Source organism: Pseudomonas onubensis, from assembly GCF_965653655.1.
Classification (GTDB): domain Bacteria; phylum Pseudomonadota; class Gammaproteobacteria; order Pseudomonadales; family Pseudomonadaceae; genus Aquipseudomonas.
The window spans coordinates 1-20,749 of the sequence record NZ_CBFHAZ010000060.1; the positions used below are offsets into that span (position 1 = coordinate 1).

General features: G+C 59.4%; 21 protein-coding genes. 1 reads left to right on the top strand and 20 read right to left on the bottom strand.

The window, feature by feature from the left end; translation table 11 throughout:
• The first annotated feature begins 816 nt into the window (after window positions 1-816).
• Window positions 817-2,496, top strand: a complete 1,680-nt coding sequence (gene leuA / locus ACTD9P_RS18740) for a 2-isopropylmalate synthase (protein ID WP_200432856.1) — start codon at window positions 817-819, stop codon at window positions 2,494-2,496.
• 165 nt (window positions 2,497-2,661) lie between these two features.
• Here the strand turns inward: leuA and ACTD9P_RS18745 are convergent, their stop codons facing one another.
• From ACTD9P_RS18745 to cysE, 20 genes are all read right to left on the bottom strand, one after another.
• Window positions 2,662-3,453, bottom strand: a complete 792-nt coding sequence (locus ACTD9P_RS18745) for an amidohydrolase (protein WP_438868875.1) — start codon at window positions 3,451-3,453, stop codon at window positions 2,662-2,664.
• Window positions 3,441-4,589, bottom strand: coding sequence for a pyridoxal phosphate-dependent aminotransferase (locus ACTD9P_RS18750; RefSeq protein ID WP_438868876.1), 1,149 nt, complete (start codon window positions 4,587-4,589; stop codon window positions 3,441-3,443). The genes ACTD9P_RS18745 and ACTD9P_RS18750 overlap by 13 nt, the downstream gene beginning before the upstream one ends.
• A 135-nt stretch (window positions 4,590-4,724) precedes the next feature.
• Window positions 4,725-6,194 (bottom strand): ribosome biogenesis GTPase Der, encoded by a 1,470-nt coding sequence (gene der, locus ACTD9P_RS18755; RefSeq protein ID WP_200434211.1) that lies wholly within the window; start codon window positions 6,192-6,194, stop codon window positions 4,725-4,727.
• Window positions 6,195-6,329: 135 nt separating this feature from the next.
• Window positions 6,330-7,481, bottom strand: coding sequence for an outer membrane protein assembly factor BamB (gene bamB, locus ACTD9P_RS18760; protein WP_438868877.1), 1,152 nt, complete (start codon window positions 7,479-7,481; stop codon window positions 6,330-6,332).
• Window positions 7,474-8,091, bottom strand: a complete 618-nt coding sequence (locus tag ACTD9P_RS18765) for a tetratricopeptide repeat protein (RefSeq protein WP_178110808.1) — start codon at window positions 8,089-8,091, stop codon at window positions 7,474-7,476. The genes bamB and ACTD9P_RS18765 overlap by 8 nt, the downstream gene beginning before the upstream one ends.
• Before the next feature lie 65 nt (window positions 8,092-8,156).
• A complete protein-coding gene (gene hisS / locus ACTD9P_RS18770) occupies window positions 8,157-9,446 on the bottom strand; it encodes a histidine--tRNA ligase (protein ID WP_438868879.1) in 1,290 nt (429 codons plus the stop codon).
• A gap of 21 nt (window positions 9,447-9,467) precedes the next feature.
• Window positions 9,468-10,577 (bottom strand): flavodoxin-dependent (E)-4-hydroxy-3-methylbut-2-enyl-diphosphate synthase, encoded by a 1,110-nt coding sequence (gene ispG / locus ACTD9P_RS18775; RefSeq protein WP_056858733.1) that lies wholly within the window; start codon window positions 10,575-10,577, stop codon window positions 9,468-9,470.
• A 2-nt stretch (window positions 10,578-10,579) separates the two neighbouring features.
• Window positions 10,580-11,581, bottom strand: coding sequence for a RodZ domain-containing protein (locus ACTD9P_RS18780; RefSeq protein WP_438868880.1), 1,002 nt, complete (start codon window positions 11,579-11,581; stop codon window positions 10,580-10,582).
• The gene (gene pilW, locus ACTD9P_RS18785; protein WP_438868881.1) at window positions 11,581-12,339 is read right to left on the bottom strand and encodes a type IV pilus biogenesis/stability protein PilW; all 759 of its coding nucleotides are present in this window, start codon (window positions 12,337-12,339) and stop codon (window positions 11,581-11,583) included. Before pilW ends, ACTD9P_RS18780 begins: the two co-directional genes overlap by 1 nt.
• A gap of 12 nt (window positions 12,340-12,351) precedes the next feature.
• Complete coding sequence (rlmN, locus tag ACTD9P_RS18790; RefSeq protein WP_110621596.1) at window positions 12,352-13,500, bottom strand: dual-specificity RNA methyltransferase RlmN; 1,149 nt, start codon at window positions 13,498-13,500, stop codon at window positions 12,352-12,354.
• 29 nt (window positions 13,501-13,529) lie between these two features.
• Window positions 13,530-13,955 (bottom strand): nucleoside-diphosphate kinase, encoded by a 426-nt coding sequence (gene ndk / locus ACTD9P_RS18795; protein WP_003175956.1) that lies wholly within the window; start codon window positions 13,953-13,955, stop codon window positions 13,530-13,532.
• A gap of 92 nt (window positions 13,956-14,047) precedes the next feature.
• Window positions 14,048-14,248, bottom strand: coding sequence for a Fe-S cluster assembly protein IscX (gene iscX, locus ACTD9P_RS18800; RefSeq protein WP_438868882.1), 201 nt, complete (start codon window positions 14,246-14,248; stop codon window positions 14,048-14,050).
• Window positions 14,249-14,262: 14 nt separating this feature from the next.
• Window positions 14,263-14,604, bottom strand: coding sequence for an ISC system 2Fe-2S type ferredoxin (gene fdx / locus ACTD9P_RS18805; RefSeq protein ID WP_015885743.1), 342 nt, complete (start codon window positions 14,602-14,604; stop codon window positions 14,263-14,265).
• A 3-nt stretch (window positions 14,605-14,607) separates the two neighbouring features.
• The gene (gene hscA, locus ACTD9P_RS18810) at window positions 14,608-16,470 is read right to left on the bottom strand and encodes a Fe-S protein assembly chaperone HscA (RefSeq protein WP_438868883.1); all 1,863 of its coding nucleotides are present in this window, start codon (window positions 16,468-16,470) and stop codon (window positions 14,608-14,610) included.
• 51 nt (window positions 16,471-16,521) lie between these two features.
• The gene (hscB, locus tag ACTD9P_RS18815) at window positions 16,522-17,043 is read right to left on the bottom strand and encodes a co-chaperone HscB (RefSeq protein ID WP_200434205.1); all 522 of its coding nucleotides are present in this window, start codon (window positions 17,041-17,043) and stop codon (window positions 16,522-16,524) included.
• Window positions 17,044-17,051: 8 nt separating this feature from the next.
• A complete protein-coding gene (gene iscA, locus ACTD9P_RS18820) occupies window positions 17,052-17,375 on the bottom strand; it encodes an iron-sulfur cluster assembly protein IscA (protein ID WP_003209680.1) in 324 nt (107 codons plus the stop codon).
• Between the two features lie 28 nt (window positions 17,376-17,403).
• The gene (gene iscU, locus ACTD9P_RS18825; RefSeq protein WP_003175965.1) at window positions 17,404-17,790 is read right to left on the bottom strand and encodes a Fe-S cluster assembly scaffold IscU; all 387 of its coding nucleotides are present in this window, start codon (window positions 17,788-17,790) and stop codon (window positions 17,404-17,406) included.
• 99 nt (window positions 17,791-17,889) lie between these two features.
• A complete protein-coding gene (locus tag ACTD9P_RS18830; protein WP_017135944.1) occupies window positions 17,890-19,104 on the bottom strand; it encodes an IscS subfamily cysteine desulfurase in 1,215 nt (404 codons plus the stop codon).
• A gap of 50 nt (window positions 19,105-19,154) precedes the next feature.
• Window positions 19,155-19,646: a Fe-S cluster assembly transcriptional regulator IscR gene (gene iscR, locus ACTD9P_RS18835; protein ID WP_003194020.1), complete on the bottom strand. Its 492-nt coding sequence runs from the start codon at window positions 19,644-19,646 to the stop codon at window positions 19,155-19,157.
• Between the two features lie 315 nt (window positions 19,647-19,961).
• Window positions 19,962-20,747 carry a serine O-acetyltransferase gene (gene cysE, locus ACTD9P_RS18840; protein WP_438868884.1) on the bottom strand — a complete coding sequence of 262 codons (786 nt, stop codon included), beginning with the start codon at window positions 20,745-20,747 and terminating at the stop codon, window positions 19,962-19,964.
• Window positions 20,748-20,749 lie beyond the last annotated feature (2 nt).

The window sequence follows — 20,749 nt, forward strand, 5'->3', positions numbered from 1 at the left end:
ATCTGTCACTGATACACCGCATTCGCGAGCAAGCCCGCTCCCACAGTTGACCGAGTATGGCTCTGCTGTTGCTATTGCTGTTGCTCCGGCCCTTACATCCTTTTCGATGACGAAGTCAGCGGTATTGTGATCTGCGCTTTTGATCGTGACCTTGATCTGAAATCGCCCCGTCAAACACGATGGCCGCAATTCGACAGTGATTTGGGGGCATGCCGAGCCTAAGCGAGGCACCGAGTGTTGGGGCGAAGACTTTTTGGTTACTTTTGTCTGGGCCGGCATTCCGGTCTTTACAAAAGTGACCCGCTGTAAGAGCGGAACCAATAGAAGCCGTTACCGCAGCAACGGATATGCCCCCCGACCGCCCAGGCCCACCAAGGCCACCTCAACGTTAATGTTGTGTAGATGCCCATGCTCATCGCGGGCAAGCCCGGCTCCCACAGGTGAACGCGATTCCCTGTGGGAGCCGGGCTCGCCCGCGATGGCGCCAGGTCTGACGACACAATTGCGCGCCCAATAACTACCGCGCAATAAAAACAAACCCCCAACTCAGTAACCGCAACAAAATATCGAATACCGGCCAAATATCAGAACTTATCTCAATTTTTCCCGACTGCTTGCCATCTTTCACCCCTGCGGTTAGGGTTGAGCTTATGAAAACCTCTCACACCCTCATTCAGCTCCGCCAGCACCGCAGCCTGTGCCTCGTCAGCGCACGACTGCCAAGCTGAATCGATCTGCCTCGTCCCAAGTTTCGTCCCCAATAACAGTTTTACGGCAGGCCGCCTTTTCTCGGCCCCTACTACAAAGGATTTCCCGATGAGCATGCTCAAAGACCCGTCTTCGAAGTACCGCGCGTTCCCTACCATCGACATCCCGGACCGCACTTGGCCGTCGAAGACCATCACCGAAGCGCCGATCTGGTGCAGCTCCGACCTGCGTGATGGCAACCAGTCGCTGATCGAGCCGATGGACGCCGCGAAGAAGCTGCGTTTCTGGAAGACCCTGGTGTCTGTAGGCGTGAAAGAAATCGAAGCCTCGTTCCCGGCCGCGTCGCAAACCGACTTCGACTTCGTGCGCACCTTGATCGAAGACAACCACATCCCCGAGGACACCACCATCCAGGTGCTGACCCAGGGCCGTGAAGACCTGATCGCACGGACTTTCGAATCCCTGCGCGGCGCCAAAAAGGCCATCGTGCACCTGTACAACGCCACGTCGCCGTCGTTCCGCCGCATCGTGTTCAACCAGGACAAAGACGGCATCAAGGCCATCGCGGTCAACGCGGCCAAGCTGTTCGTCAAATACGCCGCCCAGCAGCCGGAAACCCAGTGGACCTTCGAGTACTCCCCGGAGACCTTCAGCGCCACAGAGCTGGAGTTCGCCAAGGAAGTCTGTGACGCGGTGATCGAGGTGTGGAACCCGACGCCTGAGCACAAGATGATCCTCAACCTGCCAGCCACGGTTGAGTGCGCGACACCTAACATCTATGCCGACCAGATCGAGTGGTTCGGCCGCCACATCAACCGTCGTGACAGCGTGATCATCAGCCTGCACACCCACAACGACCGTGGCACTGGCGTGGCTGCCACCGAGCTGGGCCTGATGGCCGGCGCCGACCGTGTCGAAGGCTGCCTGTTCGGCAACGGCGAGCGTACCGGTAACGTCGATCTCGTGACCGTAGCCTTGAACATGTACACCCAAGGCCTCGACCCGCAGCTGGACTTCTCCGACATCGACGGCGTGCGCAAAGTCGTCGAGGAATGCAACCAGATCCAGGTTCACCCACGTCACCCCTACGTCGGCGACCTGGTGCACACCGCGTTCTCCGGTTCCCACCAGGATGCGATCCGCAAAGGCTTTACCCAGCAGAAAGCCGACGCGCTGTGGGAAGTGCCGTACTTGCCGATCGACCCGGCGGATATCGGCCGCAGCTACGAGGCGGTGATCCGCGTGAACAGCCAATCGGGCAAAGGCGGCATCGCCTACCTGCTGGAGCAGGAATACGACATCAGCTTGCCACGCCGCATGCAGATCGAGTTCAGCCAAGTGGTACAGGCCGAAACCGACCGCGTAGGCCTGGAAATGACTGCACCACAGATCTACGCCTTGTTGCAGCGTGAATACCTGCAAGCCAACACCCCGTACGCGCTGGTCAGCCACCGCCTGCAGGAAGAAAACGGCAATAGCACCGTGGAAGTGGAAGTCTCGGGCAAGGGCCAGGGCGAAACCAACCTGCGCTGGAACGGCAAGGGTTACGGCACCTTGGAAGCGCTGGTTGCCGCGCTGCCGATCAAGGTTGAGATCATGGACTACAACGAACACGCGATCGGCGCCGGCACCAATGCCAAGGCTGCGGCCTACATCGAGCTGCGTGTGAACGGCGAACGCCCGGTGCACGGTGTGGGGATTGATGAAAACATCACCACGGCGAGCTTCAAGGCGGTGTTCAGTGCGCTGAACCGCTCGTTGAGCCAGCTGGAAGCGAAGGCGGCGTAAGCACTGTCACGGTAATGCAAAAGGCCCCTGGGTGAGAATCCAGGGGCCTGATCGTTCCCACGCTCTGCGTGGGAATGCCTCTGGTGACGCTCTGCGTCACAATTCTGAAAGCGGACGCAGAGCGTCCGGGGCTGCATTCCCACGCGGAGCGTGGGAACGATCTGGTCAGGTGAATTCGAACCTATCGGCATCCAGATTTGCCGGAAACTTGGTGCGATACACTGCCAGCTCTGCCGCATTCAGGCACACCTGAAACACCCCGTCCGCCTCACCGGCACTTAGCAGGGTCTCACCCTGGAAATCCAGTATCTGGCTGTCTCCGGTGTAGGCAAAGCCCTTGCCATCGGTACCGACGCGATTGACTGCCGCCACGTAACACAGGTTCTCGATAGCCCGCGCCGGCAGCAAACGGTTCCAGTGCTGACGTCGTGCTCCCGGCCAGTTCGCGGTGTACAGCAGCAGGTCAGTGTCCTGGGCATCACGGCTCCACACCGGGAAGCGCAGGTCGTAGCAAATCAACGGGCGAATGCGCCAGCCCTTCAACTCGAACTGCACCTGGCGCTCGCCGGGCGTGTAGTGATCGTGCTCGCCGGCCATACGGAACAGGTGACGTTTGTCGTAGTGCAACACCTCACCGTCCGGGCGCGCCCACAGCAGGCGGTTACGGTGGCTGCCGTCGGCTGCCTGGATAATCACGCTGCCGGTGATCACCGCGTTGTACTTGGCTGCCTGGGCTTGCAACCAGAGATGAGTCGGGCCATGTTCGGGCTCGGCGAGGGTTTGCGATTCCATGGAGAAACCGGTGGTGAACATCTCCGGCAGCACAATCAGGTCGGCGCCTCTGGCCTGCTCCAGCAACAGTTCGAAATGCTCGAGATTGGCCTGACGGTCATGCCACGCCAGGCTGGTCTGGACCAAGGCGATATTCAGGTCGGGTAATGCAGTCAAATCACGCATAGTTTCTCCGCCGCGTGTTGCAGCGTCTCCTCGCGTTTGGCAAAGCACAGGCGCACCAGGCGCTGGCCTTGCGGCGGGCTCTGATAGAACACCGAGACCGGAATCGTCGCCACGCCGTGTTCGCGGGTCATCCACAGTGACATGGCGACGTCATCCAGGTCGGGGCGAATCTGTGAGTAATCCACCAGTTGAAAGTAGGTGCCGGCCACCCGGGTAAAGCTGAAACGCGACGGCGCCAGCAGGTCGCAGAACAGGTCGCGCTTGGCTTGGTAAAAGGCCGGCAGCTCTTCGACGTGTTCCGGGTGTTCGGCCATGAAGTCAGCCAAAGCGTACTGCAAAGGGGTTACACCGCAGAAGTTGACATATTGATGCACCTTGCGCAGCTCGGCGGTAAGGGCCGGTGGTGCGATCACGTAGCCGGTTTTCCAGCCAGTGACGTGGTAGGTCTTGCCGAAGGAGCTGACTACGAATGCACGCTGATACAGCTCGTCATGGGCCAGCACGCTGACATGGGGCACACCATCGAACACCAGGTGTTCGTAGACCTCATCGCTGACCAGGTAGATATCGCGGTCGCGGATCAGTTCAGCCAACTGGTCCAGCTCGGCACGGCTGATCAACGCGCCGGTGGGGTTGTGCGGCGAGTTGAGGATGATCATGCGCGTACGCGGTGAGAGCGCGGCCTTGATCTTGTCGAAGTCGAGCGCGAAGCCTTGCAGGCTTAGTTGCACATGCACGCAGCGGCCACCGGCCAGCTCGACCGACGGCTCGTAGCTGTCGTAGCTGGGATCGAACACGATGACTTCATCGCCGTTGTGAACCACGGCTTGAATCGCGCAGAAAATCGCCTCGGTTGCGCCCGGGGTGATGGTCACTTCGCTGTCAGTGTTAACGGTGGCGCCATAGCTGCGGGCGATCTTGGCCGCCACTTGCTGACGCAGTACCGGCAGGCCGGTCATGGGTGCGTATTGGTTATGGCCGAGGGCGATGTGCTTGCCCACCGCATCAAGCAAGCCCTGAGGGCCGTTGAAATCGGGAAAGCCCTGGGACAGGTTGAGCGCCCCGGTTTCGGCAGCGAGTTGCGACATGGTGGTGAAAATAGTGGTGCCGACATTCGGCAGCTTGCTGGTGATCATGGAAGCCCCCTTCGGGTGAGCTGCAAGTTTTAAGCTGCAAGCTACAAGCAGGTCAAGCGACAAACTAACGCGCACAAAAAAGGGCTCCAAAGGAGCCCTCTCTTGCAGCGTGTCGCTTACAACTTGAAGCGGCGCTTATTTCTTGTCGCGGCGCTTCTTGTCGGCTTTCTTGTGGTGAGTCATCAAACGACGCTTCTTGTTCACCTGACGGTCAGTCAGTGTGTTCTTGTTGCCTTCGTATGGGTTCTCGCCACCCTTGAACTCGATACGGATCGGCGTACCGACCAGTTTCAGGACACGGCGGTAGGTGTTTTCCAGGTAACGCACATAGGACTTGGGCACCTTCTCGATCTGGTTACCGTGGATCACGATAATCGGCGGGTTGGCACCGCCCAAGTGGGCGTAACGCAGTTTGATCCGACGGTTGTTGACCATCGGCGGCGCATGCTCACCGACCGCATCTTCCAGAATCTGGGTCAGGCGGTTGGTCGGCCAGCGGGTAACCGCAGACTTGAACGAGTTCTGTACGGACGCGTAGAGGTTGCCCACGCCGGTGCCGTGCAGTGCCGAGATAAAGTGGATATCGGCGAACTCGACGAAGAACAGCCGACGCTGCAGCTCGATCTTGACGAAATCGCGCTCGCTCGGCGTCATGCCGTCCCACTTGTTGATCGCGATGACCAGGGCACGACCGGCTTCCAGAGCAAAGCCCAGCAAGTTGAGGTCGTGGTCCACCACGCCTTCGCGGGCGTCCATTACGAAGATCACTACGTTGGCGTCTTTGATCGCCTGCAGGGTTTTGACCACCGAGAACTTTTCAACTTCCTCGTGGATCTTGCCGCGCTTGCGCACACCGGCGGTGTCGATCAGCGTGTACTTCTCGTCGTTACGCTCGAACGGGATGTAGATACTGTCGCGGGTAGTACCCGGCTGGTCATACACAATGACCCGGTCTTCACCGAGCATGCGGTTAACCAGCGTCGACTTGCCAACGTTGGGGCGGCCGATGATGGCGATCTTGATACCGTCTTTTTCGCTCGGGCCAGGAATGCGCTTGGCTTCCTCACCTTCGGCAACGATCTCTTCCTCGCCCTCTTCTTCCTCTTCATCATCCTTGGGGAAGTCGCGCAGGGCGATTTCCAGCATCTGGGTGATGCCGCGACCGTGGGCACCAGCGACCGGGATCGCATCGCCCAGGCCCATCGGGCTGAATTCGGCACGGGCCGCCTCAGGATCGATGTTGTCGATCTTGTTGGCGACCAGATAGGAACGCTTGTTGCGCTTGCGCAGGTGCTCGCCAATCATCTGGTCGGCAGCGGTGTAGCCCGCACGGGCGTCCACCAGGAACAACACGACATCGGCTTCTTCGATAGCGAGCAGCGATTGCTCGGCCATCTTTTCGTCCATGCCATGCTCGTCACCGGAGATACCACCGGTGTCAACAATAATGTAGGAGCGCCCTTGCCACTTTGCCTCACCGTATTGGCGATCACGGGTCAGACCGGACAAGTCGCCAACGATGGCGTCACGAGTCCTGGTCAGGCGGTTGAACAAGGTGGACTTGCCGACGTTAGGTCGGCCCACCAGGGCGATTACGGGAACCATGCGGCTCTCCACTTCGTTATTTCAGAAAATACAAAAGCCGCTGCAAGGCAGCGGCTGGTGCTCGGGGCAGCATAGTCAAATGCCGCATGCCCCGCCGAAGCGGGGCCGCCTGGGTTTTACCCCAAGCATAGTTGCTTACTTGATGGTCAGGGCTTCCAGCTTGCCGCTGTTGCCAAACACGTAAAGCATGTTACCCACAACCAGCGGACGCGCACGCAGACCGTCGCTGTCGATACGCTCGCGGCCGACAAATCGACCGTCTACCTGGCTCAGCAGGTGCAGGTAACCTTCGAAGTCACCTACCGCTACGTAGCTGGAAAACACTTCTGGTGCCGACAATTGACGGCGGGCCAGGGAGTCGTTGCTCCACAGTGCAGTGGTGGAACGCTCGTCGACACTTTCAACGGTGCCGGAAGCGAGGCTTACGTAGACGCTGCCAAACCCTTGGGCGACACCGGCGTAGCTGGAAGCATCACGCTGCCAGTTGATGCGGCCGCTTTGCAGGTCCAGTGCCGCAACACGGCCCTGGTAGGTGGCCACGTAAATGGTTTCACCCGACAGCAGCAGGCCGCCGTCGATGTCCACTACGCGGTCCAGTTCGGAGCGACCTTGCGGGATGGCCACACGGGTTTCCCAGGCCGGCACGCCGTTCTGGGTATCCAGGGCGACCACTTTACCGGTCGACAGGCCAGCAACGGCCAGGTTGTTGGTCACAATCGGACCACTGGTACCGCGCAGGGTCAACACCGCCGGGGTGCTGTCGTACAACCAGCGCTGGTTGCCGGTGGCGGCATCCAGACCGATTACACGGTCATCCTGAGTCTGCACCACGACCACGTCGCCGTTGGTAGCTGGCGCTGCGAGCACTTCGCTGGTCACGCGAGCGCGCCATTTCTCTTCACCCGTTGCCAAGTCCAGAGCCACCACGTCGCCTTTGAGCGTACCGACCAGCACCATGCCGTAGCCGACGCCTACACCACCGGAAACCGGCAGTTCGAGGTCTTTCTTCCACTTCACGTCGCCATTCATGCGATCCATGGCCATAACAACGCCGGTGGAGTCAGTGGCCACAATGTTGTCGCCATCGATCGCCGGCTGCAGCAGGTTGTACAGGTCGCCCTGGCCATCACCGACGGAGCGGCTCCACTGCTTTTGCAGGACCACTTCTTCCTTGAAGCTGGTCAGCTCGGCAGGAGGCAGTTCTTTTTTACTGTTGCTGCTGCAACCCGCGGCCAGAACGGCCAGAGCCAGCAATGCTGCATGTTTCCAACGGATCACGTCACGCATCCCCTTTGGCCAAGTCGTCCAGCTTGATTTGTAAGCCACCGACCGCCGCTTCATCAGACAGCGCCGCCTTGGCTTTTTGGTACGCAGCATGGGCTTCGTCGGTACGACCCAATTGGACCAACAGGTCGCCCTTGAGCTCTTCACGAGTGGCCACAAATGCTTTGTCAGCATCGCCGTCGAGCAGTTTGAGTGCTTCGTCAGCCTTGTTCTGTGCCGCCAATACCTGAGCCAGGCGCTGACGTGCGATTTCACCCAGGGTCGGGTTGGTCGGCTTGTCGGCGATAGCCTTCAGCTCGGTGGCGGCGTCATCCAGCTTGCCGGTGTCGACCGCGACTTTCGCGACGAACAGGCTGCCGTACTGGGCGTAGGTGCTACCGCCAAATTCGTTTTTCAACTTGCCGGCCAGGTCCGCCACTTGGGCTGGATCAGGCTTGCCGTCCGGCGTCAGTGTGGTTTCCAGCAATTGCTGATAGAGGATCGAGGCGCCTTGAGACTGGTTGGCCTGATATTTGTGCCAGGCTTGCCAGCCAAACACCACCACTAAAGCCAGCAGACCGCCAGTAACCAGGGGCTTGCCGTTACGCTGCCACCAGTCCTTGAACTCGGCCATTTGCTCATCATCAGTACTCGACACCCCAATACTCCTTAATCGCTAAATTCGGCTGTTCGACAGCTTCAACCCTGCACGACGCAGGTGGCCAAGTGCGCGGCGAGCGCATCAAAGGCAATGTTCTGTTGCTCGCCCTGGCCACGCAGGGGTTTGAAACCTATCACTTGCTGGGCCAGCTCGTCATCGCCGAGGATCAGCGCATACAGCGCACCGCTCTTGTCGGCCTTCTTGAACTGGCTCTTGAAGCTGCCGGCGCCGGCATTGATCTGCAGGCGCAGGTTCGGCAGCTGGTCGCGCACTTTTTCGCTCAGGGCCAAAGCTGCCAGTTCGGCAGCCTCGCCAAAGGCGCAAAGGTACACGTCCACCTGACGGGAGATTTCTTCCGGGATCTGCTCCAGGGTTTCCAGCAGCAGGATCAGCCGCTCGATGCCCATGGCGAAACCTACGCCCGTGGTCGGCTTGCCGCCCATTTGCTCAACCAGGCCGTCGTAGCGACCACCGGCACACACGGTGCCCTGAGCACCGAGTTTGTCGGTGACCCACTCGAACACGGTCTTGCTGTAGTAGTCGAGACCACGCACCAGCTTGGGGTTGAGCACGTAGGGAATACCGGCCGCATCCAGGCGAGCCTTGAGGCCCTCGAAATGCGCGCGCGACTCGTCGTCCAGGTAGTCGGCCATTTTCGGGGCGTCGACCAGTACGGCCTGGGTGTCGGCGTTCTTGGTATCGAGAACGCGCAGCGGGTTGGTTTTCAGACGGCGCTGGCTGTCTTCGTCCAGCTTGTCCAGGTGGGCGGACAGGTACTCGACCAGGGCTTCGCGATAGCGGCCCCGGGATTCACTGGTGCCCAGGCTGTTGAGTTCGAGTTTGACGGCGTCGCGGATACCCAGTTGGCCCCACAGGCGCCAGGTGAGCACGATCAGCTCGGCGTCGATGTCCGGACCATCCAGGTTGAAGACTTCGCAACCGATCTGGTGGAACTGGCGATAGCGGCCCTTTTGTGGGCGCTCGTGGCGGAACATCGGGCCGATGTACCAGAGCTTCTGGGTTTGGCCACCACCGGTGATGCCATGCTCCAGTACAGCGCGCACGCACGCAGCAGTGCCTTCCGGACGCAGGGTCAGGGAGTCGCCGTTGCGGTCTTCAAAGGTGTACATCTCTTTTTCGACGATGTCGGTCACTTCACCGATGGAGCGCTTGAACAGCTCGGTGAACTCGACGATCGGCATGCGGATTTGTTTGTAGCCGTAGTTATCCAACAGGCAAGCGACCGTGCTCTCGAAGTAGCGCCACAGTGGCGTCTGCTCCGGCAGGATGTCGTTCATGCCACGAATGGCTTGCAGAGACTTGCTCACATCTAATCCTTAAATTCGTTCTTAGCCGCGCGCGATCAGCGCTGCGTCAGCCGCAACCTTTTCAGCTGCTTTCTCGCGGATCAGCTTTTCCAGATGATCCACGAGATTCTCATTCGTCAGTTTCTGCGACGGCTTGCCGTCGATGTAAATCAGATTCGGTGTACCGCCAGTCAGGCCCACATGGGCTTCTTTGGCTTCACCCGGCCCATTGACCACACAGCCGATCACTGCCACATCCAGCGGCACCAGCAGGTCTTCGAGGCGCAACTCCAGGTCGTTCATGGTTTTCACCACGTCGAAGTTCTGCCGCGAGCAGCTCGGGCAGGCAATGAAGTTGATGCCACGGGAACGCAAACGCAGGGATTTGAGAATGTCGTAGCCGACCTTCACTTCCTCTACGGGGTCTGCCGCCAGGGAGATGCGGATAGTATCGCCAATCCCTTCGGCGAGCAGCATACCGAGACCCACTGCAGATTTCACTGTGCCTGAGCGCAAACCGCCCGCTTCAGTGATACCCAGGTGCAGCGGCTGCACGATTTCCTTGGCCAACAGGCGGTAGGCTTCTACCGCCATGAACACGTCGGAGGCCTTTACGCTGACCTTGAAGTCCTGGAAATTCAGGCGCTCAAGGTGTTCAACGTGGCGCAATGCCGACTCAACCAGCGCGGCCGGGGTCGGTTCGCCGTACTTTTTCTGCAGGTCTTTTTCCAGGGAACCGGCGTTGACGCCGATGCGGATGGGAATGCCGCGATCACGTGCCGCATCAACCACCGCGCGCACACGGTCTTCGCGACCGATATTGCCCGGGTTGATACGCAGGCAGTCCACACCCAGCTCGGCCACACGCAGCGCGATCTTGTAGTCGAAGTGAATGTCGGCGACCAGCGGTACCTTGACCAGTTGCTTGATGCGGCCAAAGGCTTCGGCAGCGTCCATGTCCGGCACGGAAACCCGCACGATGTCTACGCCGGCGGCTTCCAGACGGTTGATCTGGGCGACCGTGGCGGCCACATCATTGGTGTCACTGTTGGTCATGCTCTGCACCGCGATAGGGGCATCGCCGCCTACCGGCACCGAGCCGACCCAGATCTTGCGCGATACGCGACGTTTGATTGGAGATTCGCCGTGCATGACTATTGTCCCAACTTGAGGCGAGCGGTCTCGCCACTGGTGAACGGCGCCACGTCCACAGGCTGGCCGTTATAGGCCACTTGCGCGCCACGGGCAAAGCCCAGACGCAGCGTCAAAGGAGGCTTGCCGCCTTGGTCAAGTGTATCTCCCTTACGCTTCAGACCGCTAAACAGCACTTTGCCATTGCCATCGGTGACTTGCGTCCAGCAGTCAGCGATGAAGGTAATCTGGATATGCCCGTCGCCGGCGATCAATGCCGGGGTGGTGGGAGGCGAAATCGCAGCCGGGGCCGGGGCCACTGGTGCGTTGATCGCTGAAGACTGCGCAGGAGCAGCCGGAACAGCCGGCGTATGCGCCTGGGCAACCGGGGCAGCCGGTACGGCTGGAGCCGGCACCGCAGCGGTGGCAGCAGGTGCAGTGCCCGCCTCCGGTGTCGGTTGCTCGGTGGTGGCCGGCGCTTCCGAAGCGGTTTGCCCTTGGGCAACGGCCTGGTCTTCCGGCTCATCCAACGGATGGATCTGGGTGGTGCCGTCGGCGCTTTCGACTTCGACGTGCTCCATGGCGTTGCTGGTCAGGTCCTTGGTGCGTTGGGAGGCCTGGTCTTGCCACCAGACGAAACCGCCACCCACCACGGCTATGAGCAGCAACAGGCTGACAATCCGCAAAATCGTGTGGGAAACCCGCACTGGCTCTTCGATGCGGCCCAGACCATGCACGTTGCTGCCCTGGGAGTCGGTACCGGTGAACTGGTCGAATTCCTGGACCAATACAGTCTGGTCGATGCCCAGCAATTTGGCGTAGGCGCGGATATAGCCGCGGGCGAAGGTATGCCCAGGCAGCTTGTCGAACGCGCCGGCTTCCAGGTTGCCCAGGGACGTGGCGGTCAAATTGAGCTTGAGGGCCACTTCTGCCAGCGACCAACCATTGCTTTCGCGGGCCTGACGCAAGGTCTCGCCTGGGTTTACGCGATTAGCTGCTACAACTTCCGGGTGCGCCGCTTTCATCATTGCTCCGACAGGTATTGCTGATATTCCGGCGTACCGGGATAGAGTCGTTCGAGTTGCTGGCCAAACTGTGCGGCCGTGTCGCGTTCTTCATGAACCGTCGCCAGGCGCACACCGAGCAATAGACTACGTGCATTTTGCCCGCTGAGCAGGCTAAAACGCTCGTAAAAGTCACGTGCCGGCACATAATGCCTGTCTTCGTAAGACAACTCAGCCATTTCGAGCAACGCCCGTGGCTGGCGACTGTTCAGGTGCAGGGCTTTTTCCAGTTGCTGACGGCCGCTGTCGCGCTGGCCAAGACGTATCGAGGTCACCCCAAGGTTCTCGAACACTCGCGAACGCTCAGGATAAAGGGTATCGGTACTGGCTTGCTGGAAATAGCGGGACGCCTGGTCATAACGTTGCTGCGCAAACAGGAAACTGCCGTAGTTGTTCAGCAGCCTTGGGTCGGCAGGACGTGCGGCCAGGGCCTTGTGAAAATACACGTCGGCCAGTTCAGGCTCGGCCTGGGCCTGGAACACCAAGGCCAGTGCGGCATTGGCGTCGGCGTCGTCGCCATCCAGCTCAAGGGCTTTTTTCAACGGCACCTTGGCCTGTTCGCTCATGCCTTGGCGCAAGTAACCCAAGCCCAATTGCACATAGGCAATTCGCGCCTCGTCACGGCCTTTGCCGGTTTGCATGGGGCTGTCATGGCCCGATGAAACACAACCGGCCGCAAGACCGGTAAAAAGCAACAGCAGCGCAAGGCGCAAGGGCATAGAGATCCTCTCTCAGATTCGATTCACAGCAATTTGCGGCAAATCTTCGGCGGCGTTAAGTTCGCGCACGGCGATATAACGCTCACTGCGGCGGGTGCGATCCATCACTTGCCCGACCAGTTGGCCACAGGCGGCGTCGATGTCTTCACCACGGGTGGTGCGCACAGTAACGTTGTAGCCGGCCTGGTGCAGTTGATCCTGGAAACGGCGGATGGCATTGTTGCTAGGCCGCTCGTAGCCAGAATGGGGAAACGGGTTAAACGGAATCAGGTTGATCTTGCACGGGGTGTTCTTGAGCAGTTCGATCATCTCGACCGCGTGTTCAACTTTGTCGTTGATGTCCTTGAGCATGGTGTACTCAATGGTCAACACACGTTTTTCGCCCAAGGTCGCCATGTAACGCTGGCAAGATTCGAGCAGCATCTTAAGCGGATACTTCTTGTTGATTGGCACCAATTGGTTACGCAATGCGTCATTAGGTGCGTGCAACGACAACGCCAGGGAGACGTCGATGTGCTTGGCCAGCTCATCAATCATCGGCACCACGCCGGAGGTCGACAGGGTTACACGGCGCTTGGAGATGCCGTAGCCCAGGTCGTCCATCATCAAATGCATGGCAGCGATGACGTTGTCGAAGTTCAGCAGCGGCTCACCCATGCCCATCATCACCACGTTGGTGATGGCACGGTCGACGGTCGCCGGGACGCTGCCAAAGGATTTGTTGGCAATCCACACCTGGCCGATGACTTCGGCGGCGGTGAGGTTGCTATTGAAGCCTTGCTTGCCGGTGGAGCAGAAACTGCAGTCCAGAGCACAGCCTGCCTGGGACGAAACGCACAAAGTGCCGCGCTTGCCCTGGGGAATGTAGACGGTCTCGACGCAGCTGCCGGACGCCACGCGCACCACCCACTTACGGGTGCCGTCGGTGGAGATGTCCTCGCTGACAACCTCGGGACCACGGACCTCGGCAATGGCCTTGAGCTTGTCGCGCAGGGCCTTGCTGACGTTCGTCATGGCGTCGAAATCGTCGACACCAAAGTGGTGAATCCACTTCATTACCTGACCGGCACGGAAACGCTTCTCCCCGATTGAGTCGAAGAATTTCTCCATTTCCGGCTGAGTCAGACCCAGCAGGTTGGTTTTAACAGTCGATGTAGTCATGGATTCACCCTCACTCTTTAAGCCGATGCTTAGCGAGCGGTTACTTCAGTAGCAGCGAAAAAGTACGAGATTTCGCGAGCAGCAGCGGCTTCGGAGTCCGAACCGTGAACAGCGTTGGCGTCGATGGACTCAGCGAAGTCAGCACGGATGGTGCCGGCAGCAGCTTCTTTAGGGTTAGTTGCGCCCATCAGCTCACGGTTCAGAGCGATAGCGTTTTCGCCTTCCAGAACCTGAACAACAACAGGGCCGGAGATCATGAAGGCAACCAGGTCGCCGAAGAAGCCACGAGCGCTGTGCTCAGCGTAGAAGCCTTCAGCTTCAGCTTTGGACAGTTGCTTGAGTTTCGAAGCTACAACCTTCAGGCCGGCTTTTTCGAAACGAGTGGTGATCTCGCCGATGACGTTTTTTGCAACAGCGTCAGGCTTGATGATGGAGAAAGTACGTTGAACAGCCATGGTGTAACTCCAGAAACGGTAATTTACGAAAAATTAAACCCGCGAATTATACGCGGGTTATTGGGTATTGCCTAACTGCGTAAAAAGGCGGCTCAGACTGCTTCTTCGATCCACAGGCCTTGAATCGCCTCCAGAACCTTCTCGCCACCCCGATCAGGGATGTCGTCGAAGTCAGGCAGCGCCATCACCAGATTGCGCAACTTGACGAAGTTCACGGTAAGAGGATTGACCTCAGGATGAGCTTCAGCAAGTTGTATAGCGATTTCTTGTACATCAACCCATTTCAGGCTCATGACATTTCCTTGAATCAATGCGGCGCTTCGGCTGCATGGTTGAGGGAATATTTCGGAATTTCGACGGTGATGTCTTCCGTGCCGACCTTTGCCTGACAGCTTAGGCGAGAAGTCGCTTCAAGGCCCCAGGCGCGATCCAGAAAGTCCTCTTCCAGCTCGTCCGCTTCTTCGAGAGAGTTGAAACCCTCACGAATCACGCAGTGGCAGGTCGTGCAGGCGCAGACACCGCCGCAGGCACTTTCGATCTCGATGTGGTTGTCATGAGCAACTTCGAGGATGGACTTGCCGGTCTCAGCCTCCACGACCATACCGTCCGGGCAATGCTCGGCGTGTGGCAGAAAAATGACCTGCGGCATTAATTATTCCTCGATTTCATTCAGGTTGCGCCCGGCCAGTGCGGCTTTCACCGTCTGATCCATGCGGCGGGCGGCAAAGGCATCAGTCACTTGCGACAGGCGCTTGGTCTGTTGCTCGATGGCGTAACCATCGTTGCCTTTCATCAGTTCGGCCAGTTCCTGCATTTGCAGGTCGATAACCATGCGCTCTTCGGCATCCAGCAAACGCTCGCCGTCGGCTTCAAGGGCGCCCTGCACGGCTTCGAGCAGGCGCTGGGCATCAACCTGCTGCTCGCGCAGCACACGGGCGACCTTGTCGTCACCGGCATATTGGAACGAATCCTTGAGCATCTTGGCGATTTCGCCGTCGGTGAGGCCGTAGGACGGCTTGACCTGGATGCTGGCTTCAACGCCCGAGGCCAATTCACGTGCTGCCACGCTGAGCAGGCCATCGGCGTCGACCTGGAAGGTCACGCGAATTTTCGCCGCACCCGCGACCATCGCCGGGATGCCGCGCAATTCAAAGCGCGCCAGGGAGCGGCAGTCGCTGATCAATTCGCGCTCGCCTTGCAGCACATGAATCATCATGGCCGTCTGGCCATCTTTGTAAGTCGTGAAGTCCTGGGCGCGAGCGACGGGGATGGTGGTGTTGCGTGGAATCACCTTCTCCATCAGGCCGCCCATGGTTTCCAGGCCCAGGGACAGCGGGATAACGTCGAGCAGCAGCAATTCGCCACCATCGCGCTTGTTGCCGGCCAGGGTGTCGGCCTGGATAGCGGCGCCGATGGCGACTACTTGATCCGGGTCGATTTCAGTCAACGGCTGGCGACCAAAGGCTTCAGCCACAGCGTCGCGAACGCGTGGAACGCGAGTCGAACCGCCGACCATGACCACTGCGGCCACGTCTTCCAACTCGATACCGGAATCACGCACTGCACGACGGCAGGCTTTGAGGCTGCGGGCGACCATCGGCTCGATCAGCGCATCAAAGGCTTCGCGAGTCAGTTGAGCCGCCCAGTTGCCGTAGGAAACTTCAACAGCAGCGGCATCGGTCAGTGCTTCCTTGGCCGCGCAGGCGGCTTGCAGCAGATTACGCTGCGCGCCCGGGTCCAGGTCAGCCGACAAACCGGCACTGGTGATGATCCAGCCTGCGATGGCATGGTCAAAGTCATCGCCGCCCAGGGCGCTGTCGCCACCGGTGGCCAGCACTTCAAACACGCCGCCGGTCAGGCGCAGGATCGAAATATCAAAGGTGCCGCCGCCCAGGTCATAAATTGCCACCAGGCCTTCAGCGTGCTGATCCAGGCCATAGGCCACCGCCGCTGCGGTCGGCTCGTTGAGCAAACGCAACACGTTCAGACCCGCAAGCTTCGCTGCGTCCTTGGTGGCTTGACGCTGTGCGTCATCGAAATAGGCAGGCACAGTGATCACTGCGCCGACCAGTTCGCCGCCCAAGGTATTTTCTGCACGCTGGCGCAGCACCTTGAGGATATCGGCCGACACTTCCACCGGGCTTTTCGGGCCCTGGACGGTGTCGATGAACGGCATATGGGATTCACCGCCAACAAAGCGGTACGGCAGCTGGTCGCCCAATTGCTTGACGTCGGACAAACCACGCCCCATCAAGCGCTTTACCGACAGCACGGTATTCAACGGGTCACTGGACGCTGCCAGCTTGGCGGACCCACCAACTTCGGTGCGATCAGCGTGATAACGCACAGCAGAAGGCAGGATCACCTGGCCATCGGCGTCGGGCAGCGGTTCGGACAGGCCGCTGCGCAAGGCAGCAACCAGGGAATTGGTAGTGCCCAGGTCAATCCCGACCGCCAGGCGACGCTGGTGCGGTTGAGGGCTTTGGCCGGGTTCGGCGATTTGCAGTAGGGCCATGGTAATCAGGTCTTATCTGTCTATCAGGCGTGCATCACGGGCAGCACTGGGTTAATCGTCGAGGCGCTCTTCTAGCTGGCGCACTTCGTAGGTGAGCTTGTCGAGGAACTGCATGCGCCGCATCAGGCGTTCGGCCTGTTCACGTTGCGCTGCATCATCCCAACAGGCTGCGAAGCTTTCATTGAGCTCATCCTGGGCCACTTTCAGACGACGCTTGAAGACCGCGACACCGGCTATATCAGCCTCGTCCTGCAAGTCTTCGAGTTCTTCGCGCCACTGCATCTGCTGCATCAAAAAGTCCGGGTCGTGCACCGTGACTTCGATCGGCAGCTCACCGCCGTTCAACGCGAGCAGGTAGCGCGCGCGTTTGGGCGGGTTTTTCAGCGTCTGATAGGCTTCGTTGAGGCTGGCCGATTGCTCCAGCGCCAGGCGCTGCTCACGCTCGGATGCGTCAGCAAAGCGGTCCGGATGCACCCCGCGCGCCAACTCTCGGTAGCGCGCGGCAAGCTGCTCAAGGTCCAGCCGAAAGCTCGGCTGCAGCTCGAATAAGGCGAAATGACAAGGAGTACCCACGAATAGCCTCAGATGTTGAAGCTTTCGCCGCAGCCACACTCACCGCGCACGTTGGGGTTGTTGAACTTGAAGCCTTCGTTCAACCCTTCCTTGACGAAATCGAGTTCGGTGCCGTCCAGGTAGGTCAGGCTTTTAGGGTCGATGATCACTTTCTCGCCGTGACTTTCGAACACCTGGTCTTCCTCAACCACCTCGTCGACAAACTCCAGCACGTAGGCAAGGCCGGAACAGCCTGTGGTGCGAACACCCAGACGAATCCCCTCACCTTTACCGCGCCCATTCAGGGAGCGGCGAATGTGCTGCGCAGCCGCTTCTGTCATGCTGATAGCCATCGTTGACTCCTTACTCGTCGCCAAATGCTTAGATCAAGCCTTTCTTCTGCTTGTAGTCGCGAACGGCCGCCTTGATGGCGTCTTCTGCGAGCACGGAGCAGTGAATTTTCACTGGCGGCAGGGCCAGTTCTTCGGCCAGCTGGGTGTTGCTGATGGTGACAGCCTCATCCAGGGTCTTGCCTTTCATCCACTCGGTCGCGAGGGAGCTGGAGGCAATGGCGGAACCGCAGCCGTAAGTCTTGAACTTGGCGTCTTCGATAACGCCAGCGTCGTTGACCTTGATCTGCAGGCGCATCACATCGCCGCACGCCGGAGCGCCGACCATGCCGGTGCCGACATCAGGGTCTTCCGCGTTCATCTTGCCGACGTTGCGCGGGTTTTCGTAGTGGTCGATGACCTTTTCGCTGTAAGCCATGGTACTGAATCCTCACTCATCAGGGCCGCTCTGGAACCCTGTAAAAACGCCTGCGTTTTCCGCCACGTTCTTACAGAGCCTGGGTGGCGGCTTCTATATTTAGTGTGCCGCCCACTCGATCTTGGAGATATCGACACCGTCTTTGTACATGTCCCACAGCGGCGACAGAACGCGCAGCTTGTTGACGGCTTCGCAGACTTTCTGCGCGGCGTAGTCGACTTGCTCTTCGGTGGTGAAGCGGCCGAAGGTAAAGCGGATCGAGCTGTGTGCCAGTTCGTCGTTGCGGCCCAGGGCGCGCAGAACGTACGAAGGCTCAAGGGACGCCGAGGTGCAGGCCGAACCGGACGAAACCGCCAGGTCCTTGAGCGCCATGATCAGCGACTCGCCTTCGACATAGTTGAAGCTCAAATTCAGGTTGTGCGGTACACGGGCGGTCATGCTGCCATTGATGTACAGCTCTTCAAGGTTCTCGACCTGCTTGTAGAAGCGATCGCTCAGCGCCTTGATACGAATGTTTTCGGCAGCCATGTCTTCCTTGGCTACACGGAAGGCTTCGCCCATGCCGACGATCTGGTGAGTGGCCAGGGTGCCGGAACGCATGCCGCGCTCGTGACCGCCACCGTGCATGGTGGCTTCGATGCGCACGCGAGGTTTGCGGCTCACGTACAGCGCACCGATGCCTTTAGGGCCATAGGTCTTGTGGGCAGAGAACGACATCAGGTCGACTTTCAGCTTGGACAGGTCGATGTCGACCTTGCCGGTGGACTGAGCAGCGTCGACGTGCAGCAGGATGCCTTTGGAGCGAGTCAGCTCGCCAATGGCCGCGATGTCGTTGATGGTGCCGATTTCGTTGTTCACGTGGATCACGGAAACCAGGATGGTGTCTTCACGCAGGGCCGCTTCGATCATGGCCGGGGTGACGATACCGTCGGTGGTTGGCTCAAGGTAGGTGACCTCGAAACCTTCACGCTCCAGTTGGCGCATGGTGTCGAGAACAGCCTTGTGCTCAATCTTGGTGGTGATCAGGTGCTTGCCTTTGGTCGCATAGAAATGCGCCGCGCCCTTGATTGCCAGGTTGTCGGATTCGGTAGCACCGGAGGTCCAGACGATTTCCCGTGGGTCGGCGCCCACCAGGTCGGCGACTTGGCGACGAGCGTTCTCGACCGCTTCCTCGGCTTTCCAGCCGAATACGTGGGAACGGGAGGCTGGGTTGCCGAAGTTTCCGTCAACCAGCAGGCATTCGCTCATCTTTTGCGCGACACGCGGATCAACCGGGGTGGTCGCTGAGTAATCAAGGTAAATCGGCAATTTCATGGACTTTCTCCTAAATCAAGCTGGCTGGCGTGCCGTTAGCTCTTCGGCTGTCACTCGACGGCGGACGCTTCAATCTTGTCCAGACGCGGCGCCTTGGTGTTGCAACGGCGCTGGTCCTGACGCTGGGCTACTTCTTGTACCTCACGGCGAGTCACAAGATCAGCCAAGCTGATACCACTCAAAAACTCATGGATCTGCAGGCTCAAGTCACACCACAAGTGGTGAGTCAGGCAGGTGTCGCCGGCGTGGCAGTCACCCAAACCCTGGCATTTGGTGGCATCGACGGATTCGTTCACCGCGTCGATCACCTGCGCTACCTGGATGCCCTGCATATCGCGGGACAATTGATAGCCGCCGCCCGGCCCACGCACGCTGGAAACCAAGTTGCTGCGGCGCAATTTGGCGAACAGCTGCTCGAGATAGGACAGGGAAATGCCTTGGCGCTCGGAGATATCGGCCAGGGACACCGGCCCAGTTTGCGCGTGCAAGGCCAGGTCAAGCATGGCGGTCACCGCGTATCGGCCTTTTGTAGTCAGTCTCATGGACAAGTACCAAGGTGTTTCAGAATGGGGGCAAGTATGCGATTCCCGAGTATTTAAGTCAACTATAAGACCTAGTACTTTAGTCAGGATTAGCCGTAAAAAGGGCGCGCGAATAATAGCAGGGTGGGGTGGGGACGAACAGCGGGAACGGACAACCAGAACTCCCAGTCACGATGAAGATCAAATGTGGGAGCGGCGGTGCGACGATTCGACTTGCTCGCGAAAGCGGCGTATCAGTCGCCGAAAATGCTGACTGATTTACCGCTTTCGCGAGCAAGCCCGCTCCCACAGGGGATTTGCCGTGACTGGAAAGGTTTAGCCAGCCTTGGTGGTGGCAGCTTCGTTCTTGATTTCGGCGAAGTCCTCTTCGCGAAGCTCAGGCAGATCTTTTGCACAGTAGCTACTGCCCAGCTCTTTGAGCGCACCGCACATACCGTCCAGCTTGCCATCCAAGGCTTGCAAGTGATCGAGCAACTGGCCAATGGCACGCGCCACCGGGTCGGGCATGTCTTCGCTGACGCCGTAGGCATCGAAACCGATCTTCTCGGCCATGGCTTTGCGCTTGGCTTCCTGCTCGTCGCCGACCTCCGGCTTGATGATGATGCGGCCGGGAATACCCACCACCGTCGCGCCAGGCGGCACAGCCTTGGTCACCACAGCATTGGAGCCCACCTTGGCACCCGCGCCGACAGTGAACGGGCCCAGCACCTTGGCGCCCGCCCCTACCACTACGCCATCACCCAATGTCGGGTGACGCTTGCCTTTATTCCACGTTGTGCCACCCAGGGTCACGCCCTGATACAGCGTCACATCATCACCGATTTCGGCGGTTTCGCCGATCACGATGCCCATGCCGTGGTCGATAAAGAAGCGGCGACCGACCTTGGCGCCCGGATGAATCTCGATCCCGGTCAACCAGCGCCCGAAGTTCGACACCAGCCGCGCCAGCCATTTCCAGCCCATGCCCCACAACATCCCGGACAGGCGGTGAATCCAGATCGCGTGCATGCCTGGGTAGCAGGTCAGCACTTCGAAGGCGTTGCGCGCCGCCGGGTCACGATGGAAAACACTCTGGATATCTTCTCGCAAACGCTCGAACATTT

Bases quoted from the DNA above. Each gene is read 5' to 3' on its own strand.
- iscA (WP_003209680.1), bottom strand. From the start codon at position 17,375: ATGGCTATCAGCATGACAGAAGCGGCTGCGCAGCACATTCGCCGCTCC.
- iscR (WP_003194020.1), bottom strand. From the start codon at position 19,646: ATGAGACTGACTACAAAAGGCCGATACGCGGTGACCGCCATGCTTGAC.
- leuA (WP_200432856.1), top strand. From the start codon at position 817: ATGAGCATGCTCAAAGACCCGTCTTCGAAGTACCGCGCGTTCCCTACC.
- pilW (WP_438868881.1), bottom strand. From the start codon at position 12,339: ATGCCCTTGCGCCTTGCGCTGCTGTTGCTTTTTACCGGTCTTGCGGCC.
- cysE (WP_438868884.1), bottom strand. From the start codon at position 20,747: ATGTTCGAGCGTTTGCGAGAAGATATCCAGAGTGTTTTCCATCGTGAC.
- der (WP_200434211.1), bottom strand. From the start codon at position 6,194: ATGGTTCCCGTAATCGCCCTGGTGGGCCGACCTAACGTCGGCAAGTCC.
- ACTD9P_RS18765 (WP_178110808.1), bottom strand. From the start codon at position 8,091: ATGGCCGAGTTCAAGGACTGGTGGCAGCGTAACGGCAAGCCCCTGGTT.
- ndk (WP_003175956.1), bottom strand. From the start codon at position 13,955: ATGGCTGTTCAACGTACTTTCTCCATCATCAAGCCTGACGCTGTTGCA.
- ispG (WP_056858733.1), bottom strand. From the start codon at position 10,577: ATGCACGGCGAATCTCCAATCAAACGTCGCGTATCGCGCAAGATCTGG.
- fdx (WP_015885743.1), bottom strand. From the start codon at position 14,604: ATGCCGCAGGTCATTTTTCTGCCACACGCCGAGCATTGCCCGGACGGT.
- ACTD9P_RS18830 (WP_017135944.1), bottom strand. From the start codon at position 19,104: ATGAAATTGCCGATTTACCTTGATTACTCAGCGACCACCCCGGTTGAT.
- ACTD9P_RS18780 (WP_438868880.1), bottom strand. From the start codon at position 11,581: ATGAAAGCGGCGCACCCGGAAGTTGTAGCAGCTAATCGCGTAAACCCA.
- iscU (WP_003175965.1), bottom strand. From the start codon at position 17,790: ATGGCTTACAGCGAAAAGGTCATCGACCACTACGAAAACCCGCGCAAC.
- bamB (WP_438868877.1), bottom strand. From the start codon at position 7,481: ATGCGTGACGTGATCCGTTGGAAACATGCAGCATTGCTGGCTCTGGCC.
- ACTD9P_RS18750 (WP_438868876.1), bottom strand. From the start codon at position 4,589: ATGATCACCAGCAAGCTGCCGAATGTCGGCACCACTATTTTCACCACC.
- iscX (WP_438868882.1), bottom strand. From the start codon at position 14,248: ATGAGCCTGAAATGGGTTGATGTACAAGAAATCGCTATACAACTTGCT.
- rlmN (WP_110621596.1), bottom strand. From the start codon at position 13,500: ATGACTACATCGACTGTTAAAACCAACCTGCTGGGTCTGACTCAGCCG.
- hscA (WP_438868883.1), bottom strand. From the start codon at position 16,470: ATGGCCCTACTGCAAATCGCCGAACCCGGCCAAAGCCCTCAACCGCAC.
- ACTD9P_RS18745 (WP_438868875.1), bottom strand. From the start codon at position 3,453: ATGCGTGATTTGACTGCATTACCCGACCTGAATATCGCCTTGGTCCAG.